General features: G+C 70.9%; 18 protein-coding genes and 1 pseudogene. 13 read left to right on the top strand and 6 right to left on the bottom strand.

Annotation, left to right across the window (positions count from 1 at the left end; translation table 11 throughout):
* Nucleotides 1–2 precede the first annotated feature (2 nt).
* The 9 genes from LGI35_RS27385 to LGI35_RS27425 all read left to right on the top strand — a co-directional run bounded on the left by LGI35_RS27385 (nt 3) and on the right by LGI35_RS27425 (nt 10,671).
* Nucleotides 3–1,070, top strand: a complete 1,068-nt coding sequence (locus tag LGI35_RS27385; RefSeq protein ID WP_227296918.1) for a hypothetical protein — start codon at nt 3–5, stop codon at nt 1,068–1,070.
* Between the two features lie 181 nt (nt 1,071–1,251).
* Nucleotides 1,252–2,034, top strand: a complete 783-nt coding sequence (locus LGI35_RS27390; protein ID WP_227300534.1) for a glycoside hydrolase domain-containing protein — start codon at nt 1,252–1,254, stop codon at nt 2,032–2,034.
* A gap of 159 nt (nt 2,035–2,193) precedes the next feature.
* Complete coding sequence (locus LGI35_RS27395; RefSeq protein ID WP_227300536.1) at nt 2,194–3,453, top strand: M20 family metallopeptidase; 1,260 nt, start codon at nt 2,194–2,196, stop codon at nt 3,451–3,453.
* A gap of 209 nt (nt 3,454–3,662) precedes the next feature.
* A complete protein-coding gene (locus tag LGI35_RS27400; protein WP_227296919.1) occupies nt 3,663–4,724 on the top strand; it encodes a BMP family lipoprotein in 1,062 nt (353 codons plus the stop codon).
* 193 nt (nt 4,725–4,917) lie between these two features.
* Entirely contained in the window at nt 4,918–6,486 is a 1,569-nt protein-coding gene (locus LGI35_RS27405) for an ABC transporter ATP-binding protein (protein WP_376221239.1), read from the top strand.
* Nucleotides 6,483–7,628: an ABC transporter permease gene (locus tag LGI35_RS27410; RefSeq protein ID WP_227296920.1), complete on the top strand. Its 1,146-nt coding sequence runs from the start codon at nt 6,483–6,485 to the stop codon at nt 7,626–7,628. The genes LGI35_RS27405 and LGI35_RS27410 overlap by 4 nt, the downstream gene beginning before the upstream one ends.
* Nucleotides 7,625–8,914 (top strand): ABC transporter permease, encoded by a 1,290-nt coding sequence (locus tag LGI35_RS27415; protein ID WP_227296921.1) that lies wholly within the window; start codon nt 7,625–7,627, stop codon nt 8,912–8,914. The genes LGI35_RS27410 and LGI35_RS27415 overlap by 4 nt, the downstream gene beginning before the upstream one ends.
* On the top strand, nt 8,911–9,300 hold the full coding sequence (locus LGI35_RS27420) for a cytidine deaminase (protein ID WP_116510695.1): 390 nt from the start codon (nt 8,911–8,913) through the stop codon (nt 9,298–9,300). The genes LGI35_RS27415 and LGI35_RS27420 overlap by 4 nt, the downstream gene beginning before the upstream one ends.
* A gap of 93 nt (nt 9,301–9,393) precedes the next feature.
* Entirely contained in the window at nt 9,394–10,671 is a 1,278-nt protein-coding gene (locus LGI35_RS27425) for a thymidine phosphorylase (RefSeq protein ID WP_227296922.1), read from the top strand.
* 69 nt (nt 10,672–10,740) lie between these two features.
* Here the strand turns inward: LGI35_RS27425 and LGI35_RS27430 are convergent, their stop codons facing one another.
* The gene (locus LGI35_RS27430; protein ID WP_227296923.1) at nt 10,741–11,664 is read right to left on the bottom strand and encodes an AEC family transporter; all 924 of its coding nucleotides are present in this window, start codon (nt 11,662–11,664) and stop codon (nt 10,741–10,743) included.
* Between the two features lie 154 nt (nt 11,665–11,818).
* On the opposite strand from LGI35_RS27430, the pseudogene LGI35_RS27435 reads away from it, so the two are divergent.
* Nucleotides 11,819–12,058, top strand: a pseudogene (locus tag LGI35_RS27435) (STAS domain-containing protein); the annotation flags it as partial.
* On the opposite strand, the gene LGI35_RS27440 reads toward LGI35_RS27435, so the two are convergent.
* Both LGI35_RS27440 and LGI35_RS27445 read right to left on the bottom strand, forming a co-directional pair.
* Complete coding sequence (locus tag LGI35_RS27440; protein WP_227296924.1) at nt 12,056–13,117, bottom strand: sigma-70 family RNA polymerase sigma factor; 1,062 nt, start codon at nt 13,115–13,117, stop codon at nt 12,056–12,058. The pseudogene LGI35_RS27435 and the gene LGI35_RS27440 sit on opposite strands and share 3 nt — an antisense overlap.
* 148 nt (nt 13,118–13,265) lie before the next feature.
* Complete coding sequence (locus tag LGI35_RS27445; RefSeq protein ID WP_227296925.1) at nt 13,266–14,555, bottom strand: MFS transporter; 1,290 nt, start codon at nt 14,553–14,555, stop codon at nt 13,266–13,268.
* Nucleotides 14,556–14,617: 62 nt separating this feature from the next.
* On the opposite strand from LGI35_RS27445, the gene LGI35_RS27450 reads away from it, so the two are divergent.
* Entirely contained in the window at nt 14,618–15,589 is a 972-nt protein-coding gene (locus LGI35_RS27450) for a LysR family transcriptional regulator (RefSeq protein WP_227296926.1), read from the top strand.
* Here LGI35_RS27450 and LGI35_RS27455 read toward each other — a convergent pair whose 3' ends face one another.
* Nucleotides 15,590–16,348 (bottom strand): prolyl oligopeptidase family serine peptidase, encoded by a 759-nt coding sequence (locus LGI35_RS27455; RefSeq protein ID WP_227296927.1) that lies wholly within the window; start codon nt 16,346–16,348, stop codon nt 15,590–15,592.
* Nucleotides 16,349–16,461: 113 nt separating this feature from the next.
* Between LGI35_RS27455 and LGI35_RS27460 the strand changes: the two genes are divergently transcribed.
* Nucleotides 16,462–17,619 (top strand): adenosine deaminase, encoded by a 1,158-nt coding sequence (locus LGI35_RS27460; protein WP_227296928.1) that lies wholly within the window; start codon nt 16,462–16,464, stop codon nt 17,617–17,619.
* A 142-nt stretch (nt 17,620–17,761) separates the two neighbouring features.
* On the top strand, nt 17,762–18,103 hold the full coding sequence (locus LGI35_RS27465; RefSeq protein WP_227296929.1) for an ATP-binding protein: 342 nt from the start codon (nt 17,762–17,764) through the stop codon (nt 18,101–18,103).
* Between the two features lie 100 nt (nt 18,104–18,203).
* On the opposite strand, the gene LGI35_RS27470 is transcribed toward LGI35_RS27465, so the two are convergent.
* Complete coding sequence (locus LGI35_RS27470; RefSeq protein WP_100594716.1) at nt 18,204–18,404, bottom strand: PspC domain-containing protein; 201 nt, start codon at nt 18,402–18,404, stop codon at nt 18,204–18,206.
* 108 nt (nt 18,405–18,512) lie between these two features.
* A complete protein-coding gene (locus LGI35_RS27475; RefSeq protein WP_227296930.1) occupies nt 18,513–19,055 on the bottom strand; it encodes a VanZ family protein in 543 nt (180 codons plus the stop codon).
* Between the last annotated feature and the right edge of the window lie 52 nt (nt 19,056–19,107).

The raw sequence follows: 19,107 nt of genomic DNA on the forward strand, positions 1-19,107 counted from the left end.
CCATGTCAGCAGCACGCTCCGGAACCCTGTGTTTCGTGGAGAGCCCCGTCCAGCTCCTCAACGTCCTGGAATGGGCGCATCTCGCCGAGAGCACCGACACGACGGACCGGATCACCCTGGTCGTCCTGTCGCCCACGGACCCCATGACCCGCGGCCAGCTGCGCCGCATGGCCGAACTCGCCCGCGACGAGGGCCACACCGTCCGCTGGGAAGAGGCACGCGGCGGAGCCACCGCGCCCTTCCACACCATCGGCGGGCTCGCGAGCGCGCTGCGCAAGGCCGCCCGCATCGTCATCGGCGACCCGTTCTCCCGCTACGTGCAGCTCCTGCTGACGATCACCCGGGCCGCCGAACTCGTCGTCGTCGACGACGGCACCGCGACCATGGAGTTCGTCTCCCAGCTCGCCCGCGGCGAGCGCCTCGTGCGCTGGCACCGCCGCGGCGGCCGGCCCGGACCGCGCGACGTCGTCTTCGCGCCCGTCTCCGCCGCCGCCCGCCGCCGCCTCACCCCCGACGGCGCCCGCCGCACCGTCGAGGTCTTCTCGGCCATGCCGATCGACTCCGTCCCCGACGGCGTCCGCGTCACCCGCAACGACTTCACCTGGACCCGCACCCGCTTCGGCCCGCCCCGCATGACGAAGGGCGCCGACCTCGTCGGCACGTCCCTCGTCGAGACCGGCGTCGTCGACCCGGACCGCTACCTGGAGGCCGTCCAGGCCCTCTCCCGCGCCCACGGCGCGACCCGCTACTTCGCCCACCGCCGCGAGAGCTCCGACAAGCTGCACCGCCTCGCGGTGGAGACCGGCCTGGAGATCGTCCGCCCCGACCTCCCCCTCGAACTGATCGCCCGCCGCGGCCCCATCGGCCGTACGATCCTCAGCTTCCCCTCGACGGTCGTCCACACCCTGCCCCTGGCCCTCGCCGGCACCGAGGTCCGCGTCGCCGTCTGCGACATCGATCCCGCCTGGCTGACGGAGAACGCCTCGCCGCGCGCCCAGGGCTTCCTCTCCGGCGTCACCGGCACCGCCCGCGACGTACACCGTCTCGCCTCGGTCGCCCCGGCGATGTGAGCGCCGGCCTCCGGGATCTTGGCCAGAGCTTGGTGATCGCATAGCCATCCGAAGGGCAACGCGACGGGGTGCCGGCCGGTCAGAATCACCGCACCCCCCACTCCGCATCCGCACACAGCGCCCAGAGGAACCCGTGACGCAACCCCGGCACCGCCTGTCCAAGAGACGCCGCTACCTCGCCATGTCCGCCGCAGGCGTGGCACTGGCCGCCACCGGAGCGATCGTGGCCCAGTCCGCGACAGCCACCACCCTGCCCGCGGCCAAGACGTACACAGGCCGCGCCTTCGACACCTGCACGGCCCCCTCCCTCTCCGCGATGAAGGCCTGGAAGACCGGCTTCTACGGCGCCGCGGCCGTCTACGTGGGCGGCAAGAACCGCGGCTGTGCCCAGCCCAACCTCACCGCCTCGTGGGTGAAGTCGGTCAGCGCCTCCGGCTGGAAGCTGATCCCGCTCTACGTGGGCGCCCAGCCGCCCTGCCAGTCCGGCGCGAACCCCGAGAAGATGACCGCGTCCACCGCCGCGTCGCTCGGCGCGAAGGACGGCGCCGACGCCGTCACCAAGGCCGCCGCCCTCGGCATGAAGAGCGGCTCCCCGCTCTACCTGGACATGGAGTCGTACGACACCACGAACACGTCCTGCAACAACGCGGTCCTCACCTACGTCCGCGCCTGGGACAAGGCCGTGCACGCCAAGAACTACCGGACGGGCTTCTACGGCTTCCGCAGCTCCAGCGCGAAGGCCGTCGCCACGACGACGAACCGCACCGACATGCCGGACATCCTCTGGTACGCGCTCTGGGACAAGGTCAACACCACGACGTCCGACTGGCCCTTCGCCCCCACCCTGTGGACGGGCCACCGCCGCGCCCATCAGTACATGGTGAACAGCAAGGAGTCCCGAGGCGGTCACACGATCACGGTGGACCGGGACGCCTGGGACGCGCCGGTGGCGATCGTCGGGTAGCCGAGGCCTACGGGGGGCACGAAAGAGATGTCATACCCCCCGTAGGGGTAGGCCATGCGAGCCGAGGCCGAATTTCTTACCCCAATTCGGTTGAACTTTTGTTGATCGTGGGGCGGTTGACCCCTGCCCCGGCCTACCCTTCAAAGGGTGAACCAATTGATGTCCCGAGGGTCCGAGGCCGGTCAGCCCGCGGAAGCGGTCACCGCAGGAGCGCTGCCCGGCACGCTGTCCGAAGAGCTCCGTGCCGAACTGGTCGCCTTCCGACGCGACTTGCACATGCACCCCGAGCTCGGCAACCAGGAGTTCCGCACGACGGCGGCGATCAGGGCCCGCCTCGAGAAGGCCGGACTCACGCCACGCATCCTGGACATCGGCACCGGACTCGTCTGTGACATCGGCACCGAGGACGGGGAGTGGCGGGGCGGGCGCCCCATGCTCGCCCTGCGCGCCGACATCGACGCGCTCCCCATCCCGGACACCAAGGCGAGCTGCGCCTACCGCTCCACCGTGCCCGGCCGGGCCCACGCCTGCGGTCACGACGTGCACACGACGGTCGTGCTCGGGGCGGGCCTGGTCCTCGCCGAGCTGCACCGGCAGGGCCGGCTCCCGCACCCCGTACGCCTGATCTTCCAGCCCGCCGAGGAGGTGCTGCCCGGCGGCGCCCCCGACGCCATCGAGTCGGGCGTCCTCGAAGGGGTCGGGTCGATCATCGGCGTGCACTGCGACCCGAAGGTCGACGCGGGCCGGATCGGACTGCGGCAGGGCGCGATCACCTCCGCCTGCGACCGTCTGGAGGTCGCGCTCGACGGGCCCGGCGGGCACACCGCGCGCCCCCACCTCACCACCGACCTCGTGACCGCCGCCGCGAAGGTGGCCACCGAGGTCCCCGCGCTCGTCGCCCGCCGCATCGACGCCCGGTCGGGCCTGGCCGTGACCTGGGGCCGTATCGAATCCGGCCACGCGTGCAACGTGATCCCGCAGCACGCCGAGCTGTCGGGCACCGTCCGCTGCCTCGACCTGGAGGCGTGGCGGCAGGCGCCCGACCTGGTGCACGGGGCGATCCAGGAGATCGCCGACCTCTACCGCGCCAAGTCGGAGATCAACTACATCCGCGGGGTGCCGCCCGTGGTCAACGACCCGGAGGTCACGGACCTCCTGACGGCGGCGATGATCCTGCGCCGCGGTGCCCACTCCGTCGAGGACACCGCTCAGAGCCTGGGCGGCGAGGACTTCTCCTGGTATCTGGAGCACGTCCCCGGCGCGATGGCCCGCCTCGGGGTGCGCACCCCCGGCGAGCGCGGCGGACGCGACCTGCACCAGGGCGACTTCGACGCGGACGAGTCGGCGATCACGGTAGGGGTGGAGCTGTTCACGGCGGCGGCGCTGATGGACGGGGCCGCGCGGGATCAGGGGGCGTGAACCGGTGCGGGGCAAGGGTCGGTGTGGGCGGCACGTAACCCACCCGACCCAGCCCCGTAACGCCCCGTAGACCGGGCGGCCGGGCGGCGTTCGCGTCAATCCGATAACGGCTGCGGAACAGCCCTTTATCTGACATCTACGCGCGTTACGATCCGTCCGAAAACCAGCGCCGGAAGCCCGGCGCTCAGGTCAGGTCGAAGGAGCCTCCCTTGCGCCGGGTAGCCAAAATCTCCGCTGCGTGCATAGCCACCGCGGCACTCGCTCTCACCGCCACCGCATGTGGCGGCACTTCCTCGGACAACGAGTCCTCGGGCTCGTCGTCGGACTCCGGCAAGAAGGGCGGGGTCAAGATCGGCCTCGCCTTCGACGTCGGCGGCCGGGGCGACCACTCCTTCAACGACTCCGCCGCGCGCGGTGCCGACAAGGCCAAGAAGGAGTTCGGCGGTGACCTCAAGGAGCTGACCGCCAAGACCTCCGACACCGAGGCCGACCGCGAGCAGCGCCTGTCCGACCTGGCCGACGCCGGGTACAACCCCATCATCGGGGTCGGCTACGCGTACGCCACGTCGATGACCAAGGTCTCCGCGAAGTACCCGAAGACCACCTTCGGCATCGTCGACTCCGTGGTGAACGCCAAGAACACCGACTCCATCGTCTTCACCGAGGAGCAGGGCTCCTACCTGGCCGGCGTCGCCGCCGCGCTGAAGACGAAGAAGGACCACGTCGGCTTCATCGGCGGCGTCGACGTCCCGCTGATCAAGAAGTTCGAGGCGGGCTACGTCCAGGGCGTCAAGGCCACGAACCCGAAGATCAAGGTCGACGTCCAGTACCTGAGCCACGGTTCGGACACCTCCGGCTTCGCCTCCCCGGACAAGGGCAAGGAAGCCGCCCAGGGCATGCTCGACAAGGGCGCCGACGTCGTCTACTCGGCGGCCGGCTCCTCCGGCAACGGTGCCATCGAGGCCGTCTCCGGCACGAAGGGCGCCTGGGCGATCGGCGTCGACTCGGACCAGTACAACATCCCGGGTCTGGCCAAGTACAAGTCCTCGATCCTGACTTCGGTCGTCAAGAACGTCGACATCGGCGTCTTCGACCTGATCAAGTCGGTCAAGGACGGTTCGCCGAAGACCGGCACCAACACCTACGCCCTGAAGGACGGCGGCGTCTCGCTCGCCACCTCCGGCGGCTACATCGACGACATCCAGGCCAAGCTGGACGCCGCCAAGGAGCAGATCGCGAGCGGCAAGGTCAAGGTCAAGACCACCCCGTGACCTGAGGCCCTCCAGGGCCTGGCTCGGCGGGGGGAGTGGCGAAAGCTTCCCCTCGCCGGGCCATAACAATGTGTCAACTCTACGCGTGTAGCTAAGAGTTGGCGTATTACCGTCGCCGACGCGCCCCCGCGCGGCTCCGCGCGACCGTTCACCCCTTCCGTACGTACGTCCTGTCCCCCGAGGAGAGTGCGCCATCAACGCGTCCAGCCCTCCCGCCGTCGAACTGCGCGGCATCACCAAGCGCTTTCCCGGCGTCGTCGCCAACCGCGACATCGACATCACCGTACGGCGGGGCACCGTCCACGCCCTGTGCGGTGAGAACGGCGCCGGCAAGTCGACCCTGATGAAGATCCTCTACGGCATGCAGAAGCCGGACGAGGGCACCATCGCGGTCGACGGCACCCAGGTCACCTTCGCCACGCCCGCCGACGCCATCGCGCGCGGCATCGGCATGGTCCACCAGCACTTCATGCTGGCCGACAACCTCACCGTCCTGGAGAACGTCGTCCTGGGCGCCGAGAAGCTGCACGGCATCGGCGGCAAGGCGCGTACGAAGATCCGTGAGATATCCGAGGCGTACGGCCTCGGGGTGCGGCCCGACGTCCTCGTCGAGGAGCTCGGGGTCGCCGACCGGCAGCGCGTCGAGATCCTCAAGGTCCTCTACCGGGGCGCCCGGACGCTGATCCTCGACGAGCCCACCGCGGTCCTCGTGCCGCAGGAGGTCGACGCGCTCTTCGACAACCTGCGCGAGCTCAAGTCCGAGGGCCTCACCGTCATCTTCATCTCGCACAAGCTGGGCGAGGTGCTCTCCGTCGCCGACGAGATCACCGTCATCCGGCGCGGGACGACGGTCGGTACGGCCGACCCGAGGAACACCAGCACCAAGCAGCTCGCCGAGCTGATGGTCGGCAGCGAGCTGCCCTCGCCGGAGACCGAGGAGTCGACGGTCACCGACACCCCGATGCTTCACCTGGCAGGGGTGCGCCTCACGCAGACCGACCTGGACGGCGTCGAGCGCGTCATCCTCGACGACGTCACCTTCACCATCCGCCGCGGCGAAGTCCTCGGCATCGCGGGCGTGGAGGGCAACGGCCAGTCCGAACTCGTCGAGGCCATCATGGGCATGCGGACCGCCGACCGCGGCACCGTCGCCCTGGACGGCGCCGATGTCACCCGGACCCCCACCCGCAAGCGCCGCGAAGCCGGTGTCGGGTACATCCCCGAGGACCGGCACCGCCACGGCCTCCTCCTCGAGGCGCCGCTGTGGGAGAACCGGGTCCTCGGCCATGTCACCGAGCGCCCCAACTCCAAGCGCGGGCTGCTCGACCTGAAGGCCGCCCGCGCCGACACCGAGCGCATCGTGCGCGACTACGACGTCCGCACCCCCGGCATCGAGGTCACCGCGGCCTCCCTGTCCGGCGGCAACCAGCAGAAGCTGATCGTCGGCCGCGAGATGAGCCACGCGCCCAAGCTGCTGATCGCCGCCCACCCCACCCGCGGTGTGGACGTCGGCGCGCAGGCCCAGATCTGGGACCAGATCCGCCGCGCCCGCCGTGAGGGCCTCGCCGTGCTGCTCATCTCGGCCGACCTGGACGAGCTGATCGGCCTGTCCGACACCCTGCGGGTGATGTACCGCGGCCGCCTGGTCGCCGACGCCGACCCCGCCACCATCACCCCGGAGGAGCTGGGCTCCGCCATGACCGGTGCGGCCTCCGGCCACCTCCAGCACACGGAAGACGCCGAAGGCGGGGACGCCCGATGAAGACACTGATATCCCGGGGCAAGTCCCGGATCGACAAGGAGCGGCTGATCCTCGCGGTCGCCGCCCCGCTCCTGGCGATCATCGCCGCGCTCGTCGTCACCGCCGTGATCATCGCGGCGACCGGCAAGGACCCCTTCGCCGCGTTCAGCGACATGGTGACCTACGGCTCCGCGAGCGACAGCCAGGTCTACATCCTCAACAAGGCGACGACGTACTACCTCGCGGGTGTCGCGGTGGCCATCGGCTTCCGCATGAACCTGTTCAACATCGGTGTCGACGGCCAGTACCGCCTCGCCGCGTTCGTCGCCGCCGTGCTAGGCGGGGCGCTCACGCTGCCCGGCTGGCTCTCCATCCCGCTGATCATGCTCGCCGCGATGGCGACCGGTGCCCTGTGGGCCGCCATCGCGGGCATCCTCAAGGTGACCCGCGGCGTCAGCGAGGTCATCTCGACGATCATGCTCAACTCGATCGCGACCGCGATCATCGCCTACCTCCTCCAGCCCGAGCAGCTCGGCCAGCTCGACGAGGCGGGCACCCTGGTCTCCACCAAGCCGCTGGCCGAGTCCTCGCACTTCTTCACGATCGACATGGGACCGGCCGGCCAGGTCTGGGGCTTCATCGTGATCGCCGTGCTCGTCGGCATCGCGTACTGGTTCGTGCTCGGCCGCACCCGCTTCGGCTTCGACCTGCGCACGGTCGGCCAGTCCGAGTCGGCCGCCGCCGCGAGCGGTGTCAGCGTCAAGAAGATGGTCGCCACCAGCATGATCATCTCGGGTGCCGTGGCCGGTCTGGTCGGCATGCCGACGCTGCTCAACGACAGTCACCAGTACGACAACAGCTTCCCGGTGGGCCTCGGCTTCACGGGCATCGCCATCGCGCTGCTCGGCCGCAACCACCCGGTCGGCATCGCGCTCGGCGCCCTGCTGTGGGGCTTTCTGGAGCGCACCACCAACCACCTGGAGTTCCAGGGCTACGACAAGGAGATCCTCGGCGTGATCCAGGGCGTCATCGTCCTGTGCGTCGTGATCGCCTACGAGGTCGTACGCCGCTACGGGCTCAAGCGCCAGCAGCAGCGGGTCGGCGCCGAGCTCGCCGCGCAGGCCGCCGCCGTCCGCACCGACAAGCAGGAGGTGGCCGGATGAGCGCCACGAAGACCGACACCCCGCCTCCCGCGGCCCCCGCGGTGAGCGGCGCCAGGAAGGCGCGCGGCCGGCTCTCCACGGGCCAGACCCTGATGATCGTCGTCGGCGCGCTGTTCCTGGTCTCCGCCGTCCGCGTCATCACGGGCGCCGACCAGCTCACCTCCGGCGGCCAGATCAGCGCCGCGCTCGGACTCGCCGTGCCCATCGGCCTCGCGGCCCTCGCGGGCCTGTGGTCGGAGCGGGCCGGCGTGGTCAACATCGGCCTCGAAGGCATGATGATCCTCGGCACGTTCGGCGCCGGCTGGCTCGGCTGGCAGACCAGCCCGTGGCTCGGCCTCGTCTGCGGCATCGGTTTCGGTGTCCTCGGCGGTCTGATCCACGCCGTCGCCACCATCACGTTCGGCGTCGACCACATCGTCTCCGGTGTGGCCGTCAACCTCCTCGCCCTGGGCGCCACCCAGTACCTCGCCAAGCTGTTCTTCGCCGAAGGCGAGCCCGCGACCAAGGGCGGCAACCCCAAGCAGTCGCCGCCCGCCGAGTCACTGGGCGACGTCACGATCCCGGGCCTGTCCAGCGGGCTGCACTCCATCGAGCAGCACCACTGGTTCCTGGTCTCCGACCTCGCCGGCATCCTCGGCGGCCTGGTCACCAACGTCTCCGTGATCACGATCCTCGCCGTGCTGCTCTTCGTGGGCAGCTGGTGGGTGCTGTGGCGCACCTCGTTCGGCCTGCGCCTGCGCTCCTGCGGCGAGAACCCGGTCGCGGCCGAGTCCCTCGGCGTGAACGTGTACGCGCACAAGTACGCGGCCGTCGCCATCTCCGGCGGACTCGCGGGTCTCGGCGGCGCGTTCCTCGCGCTGGTCACCTCGCACAGCTATCTGGAGGGCCAGACCGGCGGGCGCGGCTACATCGGCCTCGCCGCCATGATCTTCGGCAACTGGCGGCCCGGCGGACTCGCCATGGGCGCGGGCCTGTTCGGCTTCTCCGACGCGCTCCAGCTGCGCAACGGCGGCGAGACCGTCCACGCGCTGCTGCTCCTGCTGGTCGTCCTGCTCGCCCTCCTGGCGGGCTGGAAGGCGTACCGCAAGGCCATGATCCAGGCCACGATCAGCGCGGTGATTGCCCTGGTCGTCCTGGTCTGGTACCTCCTGACGGATGAGGTGCCCGGCGACTTCGTCGGCGCCACCCCGTATGTCGTCACCCTTCTGGTGCTCTCGCTGTCCGCGCAGCGGCTGCGGATGCCCAAGGCCGACGGCATGCGCTACCGGAAGGGCCAGGGCAAGTGACGGAAGCCGACTGGGAAGCACTCAGGGAGGCGGCCCGCGAGGCCATGTCCCGCGCGTACGTGCCGTACTCGGCCTTCCCGGTCGGCGCCGCGGCCCGCGTGGACGACGGCCGCACCGTGTCGGGCTGCAACGTCGAGAACGCGTCGTACGGGCTCGGCCTGTGCGCCGAGTGCGGGCTCGTCTCGCAGCTCCAGCTGACCGGCGGCGGCCGCCTGACGCACTTCACGTGTGTGGACGGCAAGGGCGAGATCCTGATGCCGTGCGGCCGCTGCCGCCAGCTCCTGTACGAGTTCGGGGGGCCCGAGCTGCTCCTGGAGACGACGTCGGGGATCCGCCCGCTCGGCGAGATGCTCCCCGACGCGTTCGGACCCCAGCACCTCAACTGACCGAAGGCCCCGCCCAGTTGGGCGGGGCCGCTTTCAACGGGTCGCTCTATGCGCGTAGAGTCGGCCTGCTGCCACCTGCGGAAGGACAACGCCATGGACGTCATCTCCGTCATCCGGACCAAGCGGGACCGGGGCGAACTCAGCGACGAGCAGATCGACTGGGTCATCGACGCGTACACGCGCGGCGTCGTCGCCGACGAGCAGATGTCGGCGCTCGCCATGGCGATCCTCCTCAACGGCATGAACCGTACGGAGATCGCCCGCTGGACCGCCGCGATGATCGCCTCCGGCGAGCGCATGGACTTCTCGTCCCTGTCCCGCCCGACCGCCGACAAGCACTCCACCGGAGGCGTCGGCGACAAGATCACGCTGCCGCTCGCCCCGCTGGTCGCCGCGTGCGGCGCCGCCGTCCCGCAGCTCTCCGGCCGCGGCCTCGGCCACACCGGCGGCACGCTCGACAAGCTGGAGTCCATTCCCGGCTGGCGCGCCCTGCTGTCCAACGACGAGATGTTGAACGTCCTCGACACCGTCGGCTCCGTGATCTGCGCGGCCGGTGACGGGCTCGCCCCCGCCGACAAGAAGCTCTACGCGCTGCGCGACGTCACCGGCACCGTCGAGGCGATCCCGCTCATCGCTTCCTCGATCATGTCGAAGAAGATCGCCGAGGGCACCGGCTCGCTCGTCCTCGACGTGAAGGTCGGCACCGGCGCGTTCATGAAGACGATCGAGGACGCCCGCGAACTCGCTTCCACGATGGTCGAGTTGGGTACCGACAGCGGCGTGCGCACGGTCGCCCTGCTCACCGACATGTCGACGCCTCTCGGCCTCACCGCCGGCAACGCGCTCGAAGTCCGCGAGTCCGTCGAGGTGCTGGCGGGCGGCGGCCCCGCCGACGTCGTCGAGCTCACTCTCGCCCTGGCCCGCGAGATGCTCGACGCGGCGGGCATCAAGGACGCCGACCCGGCGAAGGCTCTGGCCGACGGCTCCGCGATGGACGTCTGGCGCCGCATGATCGCCGCGCAGGGCGGCGACCCGGACGCGGCGCTGCCCACGTCCCGTGAGCAGCAGGTGGTGGTGGCCGGGAAGTCCGGCGTCCTGACCCGTCTCGACGCGTACGACATCGGCGTCGCCGCCTGGCGCCTCGGCGCGGGCCGCGCCCGCAAGGAGGACGTGGTGCAGGCCGCCGCCGGCGTCGAACTCCACGCCAAGCCGGGCGACTCGGTGACGGAGGGCCAGCCGCTCATGACCCTGCACACCGACACGCCGGAGCGCTTCGGGTACGCACTTGAGTCCGTCGAGGGCTCGTACGACATCGCGGCCCCGGGGACGACGTTCGAGGCCACGCCTGTCGTGCGGGAGCGCATCGGCTGACCTGGGGTTTCTCCGGGTTTCCTGGCACGGACGAACGGGATCGGCGGACCTCCGCCGGTCCCGTTCGGCTCACCCCAGCAGCGCCGCGACGACCACCAGCGCCGGCACCGACGCCAGCGTCGACAGCAGGATCGACTCCCTCGCCAGTTTCTCGGCGACGTGGTAGCGCGAGGCGTACGTGAAGAGGTTCTGCGCGGCCGGGAGTGCCGACGTCACCACCACGTCCAGGAGTGACGCGCCCCGCAGGCCGAAGACGCCCGCCGCGAGTACCCACGCCACCGCGGGCTGGCCCACCGACTTCAGGGCCACCGACAGCAGCACCGGGACCCGATCCGAACCGCGCCGGGCCGGCAGCGAACTCCCGCACAGCGAGATCCCGTACGCGAGCAGCACCACCGGCACGGACATCTTGCCGATCAGATCGACCGGGTTGAAGACCGGCCCCGGCACCGTCCACCCCGTCGCCGCCACGATCACGCCCGCGAGCGCGCCGACCGCGATCGGGTTGCGCAGTGGTGTGACGAGCCGCCGCCACAGCGACTGCGTCTCCCCGGCCTCCGACAGATCGAGGACCGTCATCGCGATCGGCGTCACCACGATCTGCTGGAAGAGCAGCACGGGCGCGACCAGCGAGGCGTCGCCGAGAACGTACACGGCGATGGGGATGCCGAGGTTCCCCGAATTGACGTAGCTGGAGCACAGGGCGCCGATCGTCGTCCGCCCCACGCCCCACCGGCGCGTGACGCCCACCGCGACGAACACCCCGGCGGCCGCCGCCGTGCTCAGCGCCGTCACCAGCAGCCGCGGCGACAGGATCACCGAGAGGTCGGCCTTCGCGAGCGTGGTGAACAGGAGCGCGGGCGTGGCGACATGGAAGGCTAGCTTGGTGAGGACCTCGCGGCCGTTGTCCCCGAGATAGCCGCGCTTCCCGATCAGGAAGCCGATGGCGATGACCACCGCGATGACGGCGAACCCGTTCAGCACCCCTGTCACGATGCGCCCTGCCGGCGTCGTGCGGACGGCTGAGCAGGTACGCGATCAAGGAGCATCCCCATAGCGTCGGAGGGCGGCCGACGTGGGGTCAACGTGATGCGCGCGACACACGGGGAACGTGATGCACGGCACCCGGCACGTGGCCCGACCGCCGATGAGTTCCCGCCGCCGGGCAGGTCTCCCTTGCGTGGCTGCTTCCCGACTTCCCGACCTGGCTCTCGCAGGCCCCCTGCGCCGCGACGACGTGCCGCACCTGTGCGACCAGGTGCGCACGGCGTGCGCCCGCGCCCCCGCGCGCGACGTCGTCTGCGACCTCGCGGCCGTCACCACGGCCGACCTCGCCACCGTGGACGCGCTCGCCCGGATGCAGCTCGCCGCCCGCAGGGCCGGGTCAGGACTGCTGCTGCGCGATCCGTCCCCCGCCCTGTGGGCCCTGCTTCAGCTGGTCGGCCTGCCCGGCCTGGGCGGGCTGGTCGTCGAGATGGAGCGGCAGACCGAACAGCGGGAAATAGCGGGCCGTGTCCAGGAAGCAGTGGAGTCCGGTGATCCGGCCCTCTGAGACCTCCAGGACCTGGACGGCCCACGGCGCGAAGCCGCCGTTGTCCGGGTCGGGCTTGTAGTGGGCGAACGCGGGCGAGCCGTTGGCCTCGACGGGCACCAGCCGGCTGTCGGCACATGAGGCGCCGATCGTCGTCATGAAGCCCGTGATGTCCGGCGTGCCGCGCAGCCACAGGTCGAACGGCGGCATGGTCATGATGGCGTCCTCGGCGAGCAGCGCCGTGAGGGCCTTCATGTCGTACCCCTCGAACGCGGCGACATAGCGCTCGAGGAGCGCCTGGTGCTCCTCGTCCAGCTCACTGTCGGCGCCCTTCGTCTCGACCGGGGCCTCGGCGAGCGTGGCGCGGGCCCGCTGGAGCGCGCTGTTCACCGACGCCACCGACGTGTCGAGGAGCTCGGCGACCTCCTGCGCCTTCCAGGCCAGGACCTCGCGCAGGATGAGCACGGCCCGCTGCTTGGCGGGCAGCTGCTGGAGCGCCGCCACGAAGGCCAGGCGTACCGACTCCCGCGCCACCGCCGCCTCCGCGGGGTCGTGCACGGTCGGCAGCACGCGCGCGTCCGGCATCGGCTCCAGCCACACGTTGTCCGGCCGGGGCGTGAGCGCCGCCTGCGCCAGCGGCGCCGCCGCCGTCAGGTCCATCGGGCGGGCCCGCTTGTTGCCCGCGTTCAGCATGTCCAGGCAGACGTTCGTCGCGATGCGGTACAGCCAGGACCGCAGGCTGGAGCGCCCCTCGAACTTGTCGAAGCTGCGCCAGGCGCGGACCATCGTGTCCTGCACCGCGTCCTCGGCCTCGAAGGACGAGCCCAGCATCCGGTAGCAGTACCCGGTCAGCTCGACCCGGTACTTCTCGAGACGGACGTCCAGTTCAGTGGTCGTCCCTGCGATGTCACTCATGTCCACACCCCGCCCGTGGCTTCTGGCAAGTCCCGAAAGTCCATGCAAGTCCCAGCACCTCGGAAGCTACCGCAGCGCACTGACAACGGCCCCCGGACCGGCGAAATACGCCGGTCCGGGGGCCGTTGTCAGCAAGATTCGGACGGGGTCAGTGCGCCGCCACGAGCGTCTGCCGCTGCTGCACGCGCGCCGCGTGCGAGCCCCACAGGGTCACCGACACGACGCCGAGCACCGCCACCAGGCCGAGGGCCACGGTCCCGGCCCAGCCGCCCGCGTGGAAGGCCACCGCGCCGAGCGTGCCGCCCACGCTCGAGCCGATGTAGTACACGGACTGGTACAGCGCGGACGCCTGCGCCCGCCCGTGCGTCGCCGTGTGGCTGACCGAGGACGACGCCACCGCGTGCCCCGCGAAGAAGCCCGCCGTGATCAGGACGAGGCCGAGCAGCACCATGATGATCGAGTCGCCGAGCGAGAGCAGCAGCCCGGACGCCGTCGTGCCCACCGCCAGGTACAGCGCCCCGCGCCGCCCGAGCCGCGCGACGAGCTTGCCGGCCGCGGCCGAGGAGACCGTACCCACCAGGTACACGAGGAAGATCGAGCCGATGATGCCCTGCGGGAGCGAGAACGGCGCGGCCGTGAGCCGGTAGCCGATCACCGTGTACACGGCGCCGAAGACCGTCATGAACAGGGCGCCGATCACGTACAGGCGGCACAGAAGCGGGTTCGCGAGGTGCCCGCGCACCGTGCGGGCCAGCACCCGCGGCCGCAGCGAGCCGGAGGTGAAGTGCCGCGGCTGGGGCAGCAGCAGCCGGAACGCGACCGCGCACGCCACGGCGATCACGCCGATCGTGCCGACCGCCGCGCGCCAGCCCCACTCCTGCGCGACCCACCCGGTGATGACCCGGCCGCTCATTCCGCCGATGGAGTTGCCCGCCACGAACAGGCCGATCGCGGCGACCAGCGCCTTGGGCCGCACCTCCTCCGCGAGATACGCCATCGCGGACGCCGGCAGACCGGCGAGAGCGGCGCCCTGGAGCGCCCGCAGCGCGATCAGCGCGCCGAGCGAGGGCGCGAACGGCACGAGCAGGCCGACCGCGACCGCCACCGACAGGGACGCCGTCATCACGGTGCGCCGCCCGAACCGCTCCGACAGGGCGCTCAGCGGCAGGACACACAGGGCGAGCGCGCCCGTAGCGCCGGACACCGACCAGCTCGCGGCGCTCGCGCTGACGCCGAAGTCCGCGGAGACGAGGGGGAGCAGGGCCTGCGTGGAGTAGAGCAGGGCGAAGGTCGCGACCCCGGCCAGGAAGAGGGCGAAACTCATCCGGCGGTAGCCGGGACCGCCCGGGTTCAGACGGGTGTCGGGGGCTTCGGGGGACGACGGCTTACGGGCGGCGACCGTGTGGGTGGCGGTCGCCCCGCTACTGGCAGGAGGCATGTCTCGAACGTAGGCCCCCCTGTTTCATGCGTCCAATGCATGAAAACGGCATAATCGATCCCATGGCGCATAAGCAGAGTTCAGAGGATCGCCTGTCACCGTCCAGTGACACAGAAGACATCGTGAAGACGCTCGCGCCACGCCTGTCGTACTTCGCCGCGGTCGCCCGTACCGAGCACGTCACGCGGGCCGCCCACGAGCTCGGGATCCCCCAGTCGACGCTGTCGCGCGCCCTCGTCCGCCTCGAACAGGACCTCGGCGTGGAGTTGTTCGCGCGCCACGGCCGCACCGTCTCGCTCACCCCGGCGGGCCGCACGTTCCTCGCGTCCGTCGACAAGGCGCTCGCCGAGGTCGGCCGCGCCGCCGAGTCGGTACGGGCCGACGCCGACCCCGCGTCGGGCAAGGTCGCCTTCGGCTTCCTGCACACCATGGGCTCCGAGACCGTCCCCGGCCTGATCCGCGCCTTCCGCGCCGACCATCCGGGCATCCGCTTCAGCCTCGTCCAGAACTACGGCGAGGCGATGCTGGAGCGCCTGCGCGCCGGCGAGCTCGACCTCTGCCTCACCTCTCCCATCCCCGACGCGCCCGGCCTCGTCGCGCGCCGCCTCGACGAGCAGCGCCTGCGTCTGGTCGTCCCCGACGACCACCGCCTCGCGGGCCGCAAGCGCGTCCGTCTCGCGGAGGCGGCCGATGAGACGTTCGTGACCCTCGAACCTGGTTACGGGCTGCGCCGCATCACCGACGGCCTGTGCACGGAGGCGGGGTTCAAGCCGCGCATCGCCTTCGAGGGCGAGGAGACGGAGACCCTGCGCGGCCTGGTCGCGGCGGGCCTCGGCGTGGCGCTCCTGCCGCCACCCGCCGTACCGCGCCCAGGAGTTGTGGAGCTGACGGTGACCGGTCAGCGGGCGGTACGCGAGATCGGCGTGGCCTGGCTCGACGGGCATCCCGACACCCCGCCGGTCGCCGCGTTCAAGAAGTTCCTGCTCTCCCGGCGCGGCAAGCTGCTCTCCGAGTGGACCCGCGCGGAGGAGTAGTCACCGCCCGAGGGACCTGCCGAAGCCCGAGGCCAGCGGCATCCGCAGCCCCAGCGGCGGAGGCGCGGCGAGCGCGTCCTGCACCGGGCGCGAGAACGCCCGCCCGAAGAGCGAGCCGAGCACGAAGTCGCGGGCCAGGGCGTGGACCTCGGTGCGGTGCTGGTGGAGCGTGTGACCGTCGGAGTGCACCTCGAAACGGCAGATGTCGCGGTTGGACTTCTTCGCGCGGGCGGCCAGGCGGAACGACAGCTCGGGATCCGTGCGCTCGTCGTTCGTGCCGTGCACGATCATGACGCGGCGGCCCGCGAGCTGTTTCACCGGTTCGAGGGGCGCCGCGACGTCCTCCTCGGGCAGCCAAGGGGCGAGCGCGAGAACCGAGTTGACGGCGCTGTGCCCGCCCGCGTGCAGCGCCGCGCGGGCGCCCATGTCGACCCCGACGAGGCAGACCGGGACGTCGCCGTAGCGCCGCACGGCCTCGTCCGCCGCCCAGTCGGCGTCACGCGCGAGCTGTGCCTGCGCGCCGTTCCAGCCGCGGCCGCGGTAGTGCACGACATGTGCCGCAAGGCCGTCCCGCCGTCCGTCGCGCGCGAGGGCGCGCCCCAGGGTCCGTACGGTCGCCGAGGCCAGCGGTGACGGTCTGCGCGCGGAGGTCTCCGCGCCCGCGGGAAGCAGCAGGACCACACCGCTCACCGTAGTGGGGACGGCCCCCACCGCCTTCCCGAGCCGGGCCTCACGGACCGTCGTCGCTTGCTGTCCCATGACAGAACAGTGTCAGAAGGCCCGGTGTACGCCACCCGTCCGCAGGGTCACTGTTACGTATCGACAGGCGGACGCCACGCGGTATCTACGCGCGTAGGCGTTAGAGTGCCGAAATGACGAGCCAGACCAGTGGAAACTCGCAGATTCCGACCCCGGCGCAGATCGTTCGCGCTCCCAAGGTGCTGCTGCACGACCACCTCGACGGCGGGCTTCGCCCCGGCACCATCGTCGAACTCGCCCTGGAGCAGGGGTACGAGAACCTCCCCGAGACCGACCCCGACAAGCTCGGCATCTGGTTCCGCGAGGCCGCCGACTCCGGCTCCCTCGAGCGCTACCTGGAGACCTTCGCCCACACCTGCGCCGTCATGCAGACCCGCGAGGCGCTGTTCCGGGTCGCCGCCGAGTGCGCCGAGGACCTCGCCGAGGACGGCGTCGTCTACGCCGAGATCCGCTACGCCCCCGAGCAGCACCTCGAGCAGGGCCTCACCCTCGAAGAGGTCGTCGAGACGGTCAACTCGGGCTTCCGGGAAGGCGAGCGGCGCGCCAAGGCCAACGGCCACCGCATCCGCGTGGGCGCCCTGCTCACCGCCATGCGGCACGCGGCCCGCGCCCTGGAGATCGCCGAACTCGCCAACCGCTACCGCGACACCGGAGTCGTCGGCTTCGACATCGCGGGCGCCGAGGCCGGCTTCCCTCCCACCCGCCACCTCGACGCCTTCGAGTACCTCAAGCGCGAGAACAACCACTTCACGATCCACGCGGGCGAGGCCTTCGGCCTGCCCTCCATCTGGCAGGCGCTCCAGTGGTGCGGCGCCGACCGTCTCGGCCACGGCGTGCGGATCATCGACGACATCAAGGTCCAGGACGACGGCACGGTCGAACTCGGCCGCCTCGCCTCCTACGTGCGCGACAAGCGCATCCCCCTGGAGATGTGCCCGAGCTCCAACCTCCAGACGGGCGCCGCCGACTCCTACGAGGCCCACCCCATCGGCCTGCTCCGTAAGCTGCACTTCCGTGCCACGGTGAACACGGACAACCGCCTCATGTCGGGCACCAGCATGAGCCGCGAGTTCGAGCACCTGGTCGATGCTTTCGGCTACACGCTCGACGACATGCAGTGGTTCACTGTCAATGCGATGAAATCAGCATTCATTCCTTTCGATGAACGACTGGCCATGATCAATGACGTGATCAAGCCGGGGTATGCCGAGTTGAAATCCGAATGGCTGTTCCGTCAGACCTCCTCGACCAGGGGTTCTGTCGCGCAGTAACGCCTCTTTGTGCGAATCCTGAGCGGCCGGGAGTATTAACTCCCGGCCGCTTCCGCGTTTATTTCGCTGTTTGCAACGCGCCCTGACACATGTTTACGGTCGTGGACCGCTCAAGCCCCCGTTCACGAGGACTCATTTCATAATGAAGCAGTCTGCTGTCAAGACCCTCGGTGTCGCCGCTCTCGGTGCCGCCTTCGCCGCCGCGGGCGCCGGTGCCGCGTCCGCCGCCCCCGCCCTCCCGGACGCGGGCTCCGCCCTGAACACCGTGACCGGCACGCTCCCCGCCGAGAAGGTCGCGCAGGTCCTGCCCGCCGGCACCGAGTCCCTGACCGCCGGCAAGAACGCCGCCGCCGGTGGCCTGAACGCCGCCCTGCCCGCCGTCCAGAAGGCCCTCCCCACCGACGGCAGCAGCCCGGTCTCCGGGCTCCTCGGCGGCCTGCCCGTCAAGTCGCTGCCCGCCGGCGGCGCCCTGCCCGTCGGCTGACCCACCCGACACGGCACACGCACGGACACAGGGGGGGGGGCCCCCCCCCGCGGGGGGGGGCCGCCCCTCCCTGTCGTACATCAGCCTGCGGACGCCGTCGTCACCACGCCTGGCGGACCTTGCCCTCGCTCGGCAGCAGGATCCACAGCGCGATGTACAGCAGGAACTGGGGGCCGGGAAGCAGACACGAGAGCACGAAGATCACGCGCATCGTCGTCGCGGAGGTGCCGAAGCGCCTTGCCAGCGCTGCGCACACTCCGCCGATCATCCGTCCGTTCGTGGGGCGGGCAAGGGCGGTCATGGTGGGCTCCTTCGCGAACCGTAGCGGTGAGGCGCCCCCTTGGCCGGGACGGCCGGGACGCCTTTGATGTCTTCAAAGCTACGGTGACGAACGGGGCGAAGCGTCAGCTCACGGGGCGACGCCGACCCTGGAAATCGTCGGGGTCCGCCCCTGAGACGGCTCCTCCCGCGGGAGGGGGGTGGCCTCGGTCCTGCGGCGGAGCCTGCCCCTGAGGGTCGGCACCACGGCCGCGTGCGCGAGGGCCACGCCCAGCGTGTTCAGGAACAGCGAGTCGATGTCCACGACCTGCCCCGGCACCCCGGTCTGCAGCAGTTCGATGCCGAGCGAGAGCAGCGCTCCGGCGGCGACCGTACGCACCAGCGAACCCAGCGGCGAGACGACGAGCCGCCCCCCGGCGATCGGCAGCAGCACCCCCAGCGGGGCGAGCAGCAGCAGTTCCTTGCCGATCCGCCGCACCGCCTCCGCCGGGCCGAGCGCGAGATCCGCCCTGATCCCCGCGAACGGATGCAGGTTCGCGGCGCTGACCCACGGCACGTCCAGTGGTCGCAGCGTGATCCAGCAGACGAGAAGCAGATGCGCGGCAAGGAGGACTATCCCTGCCGTACGGAAGCGGATGGCGGCCTTGGAGCCGCCCGGGCGATGGCGCTGCACGCCCCCCAAGACGCGGACGGCGGGACGATCGGTTCCGCGTCGCCGGCGTCCG

It is taken from the genome of Streptomyces longhuiensis, assembly GCF_020616555.1.
Classification (GTDB): domain Bacteria; phylum Actinomycetota; class Actinomycetes; order Streptomycetales; family Streptomycetaceae; genus Streptomyces; species Streptomyces longhuiensis.

Excerpts from the sequence above, each read along its gene's own strand:
- LGI35_RS27385 (WP_227296918.1), top strand. The coding sequence starts at position 3 with ATGTCAGCAGCACGCTCCGGAACCCTGTGTTTCGTGGAGAGCCCCGTC.
- LGI35_RS27390 (WP_227300534.1), top strand. The coding sequence starts at position 1,252 with ATGTCCGCCGCAGGCGTGGCACTGGCCGCCACCGGAGCGATCGTGGCC.
- LGI35_RS27395 (WP_227300536.1), top strand. The coding sequence starts at position 2,194 with ATGTCCCGAGGGTCCGAGGCCGGTCAGCCCGCGGAAGCGGTCACCGCA.
- LGI35_RS27410 (WP_227296920.1), top strand. The coding sequence starts at position 6,483 with ATGAAGACACTGATATCCCGGGGCAAGTCCCGGATCGACAAGGAGCGG.
- LGI35_RS27415 (WP_227296921.1), top strand. The coding sequence starts at position 7,625 with ATGAGCGCCACGAAGACCGACACCCCGCCTCCCGCGGCCCCCGCGGTG.
- LGI35_RS27425 (WP_227296922.1), top strand. The coding sequence starts at position 9,394 with ATGGACGTCATCTCCGTCATCCGGACCAAGCGGGACCGGGGCGAACTC.
- LGI35_RS27440 (WP_227296924.1), bottom strand. The coding sequence starts at position 13,117 with ATGAGTGACATCGCAGGGACGACCACTGAACTGGACGTCCGTCTCGAG.
- LGI35_RS27445 (WP_227296925.1), bottom strand. The coding sequence starts at position 14,555 with ATGCCTCCTGCCAGTAGCGGGGCGACCGCCACCCACACGGTCGCCGCC.
- LGI35_RS27450 (WP_227296926.1), top strand. The coding sequence starts at position 14,618 with ATGGCGCATAAGCAGAGTTCAGAGGATCGCCTGTCACCGTCCAGTGAC.
- LGI35_RS27455 (WP_227296927.1), bottom strand. The coding sequence starts at position 16,348 with ATGGGACAGCAAGCGACGACGGTCCGTGAGGCCCGGCTCGGGAAGGCG.
- LGI35_RS27460 (WP_227296928.1), top strand. The coding sequence starts at position 16,462 with ATGACGAGCCAGACCAGTGGAAACTCGCAGATTCCGACCCCGGCGCAG.
- LGI35_RS27465 (WP_227296929.1), top strand. The coding sequence starts at position 17,762 with ATGAAGCAGTCTGCTGTCAAGACCCTCGGTGTCGCCGCTCTCGGTGCC.
- LGI35_RS27470 (WP_100594716.1), bottom strand. The coding sequence starts at position 18,404 with ATGACCGCCCTTGCCCGCCCCACGAACGGACGGATGATCGGCGGAGTG.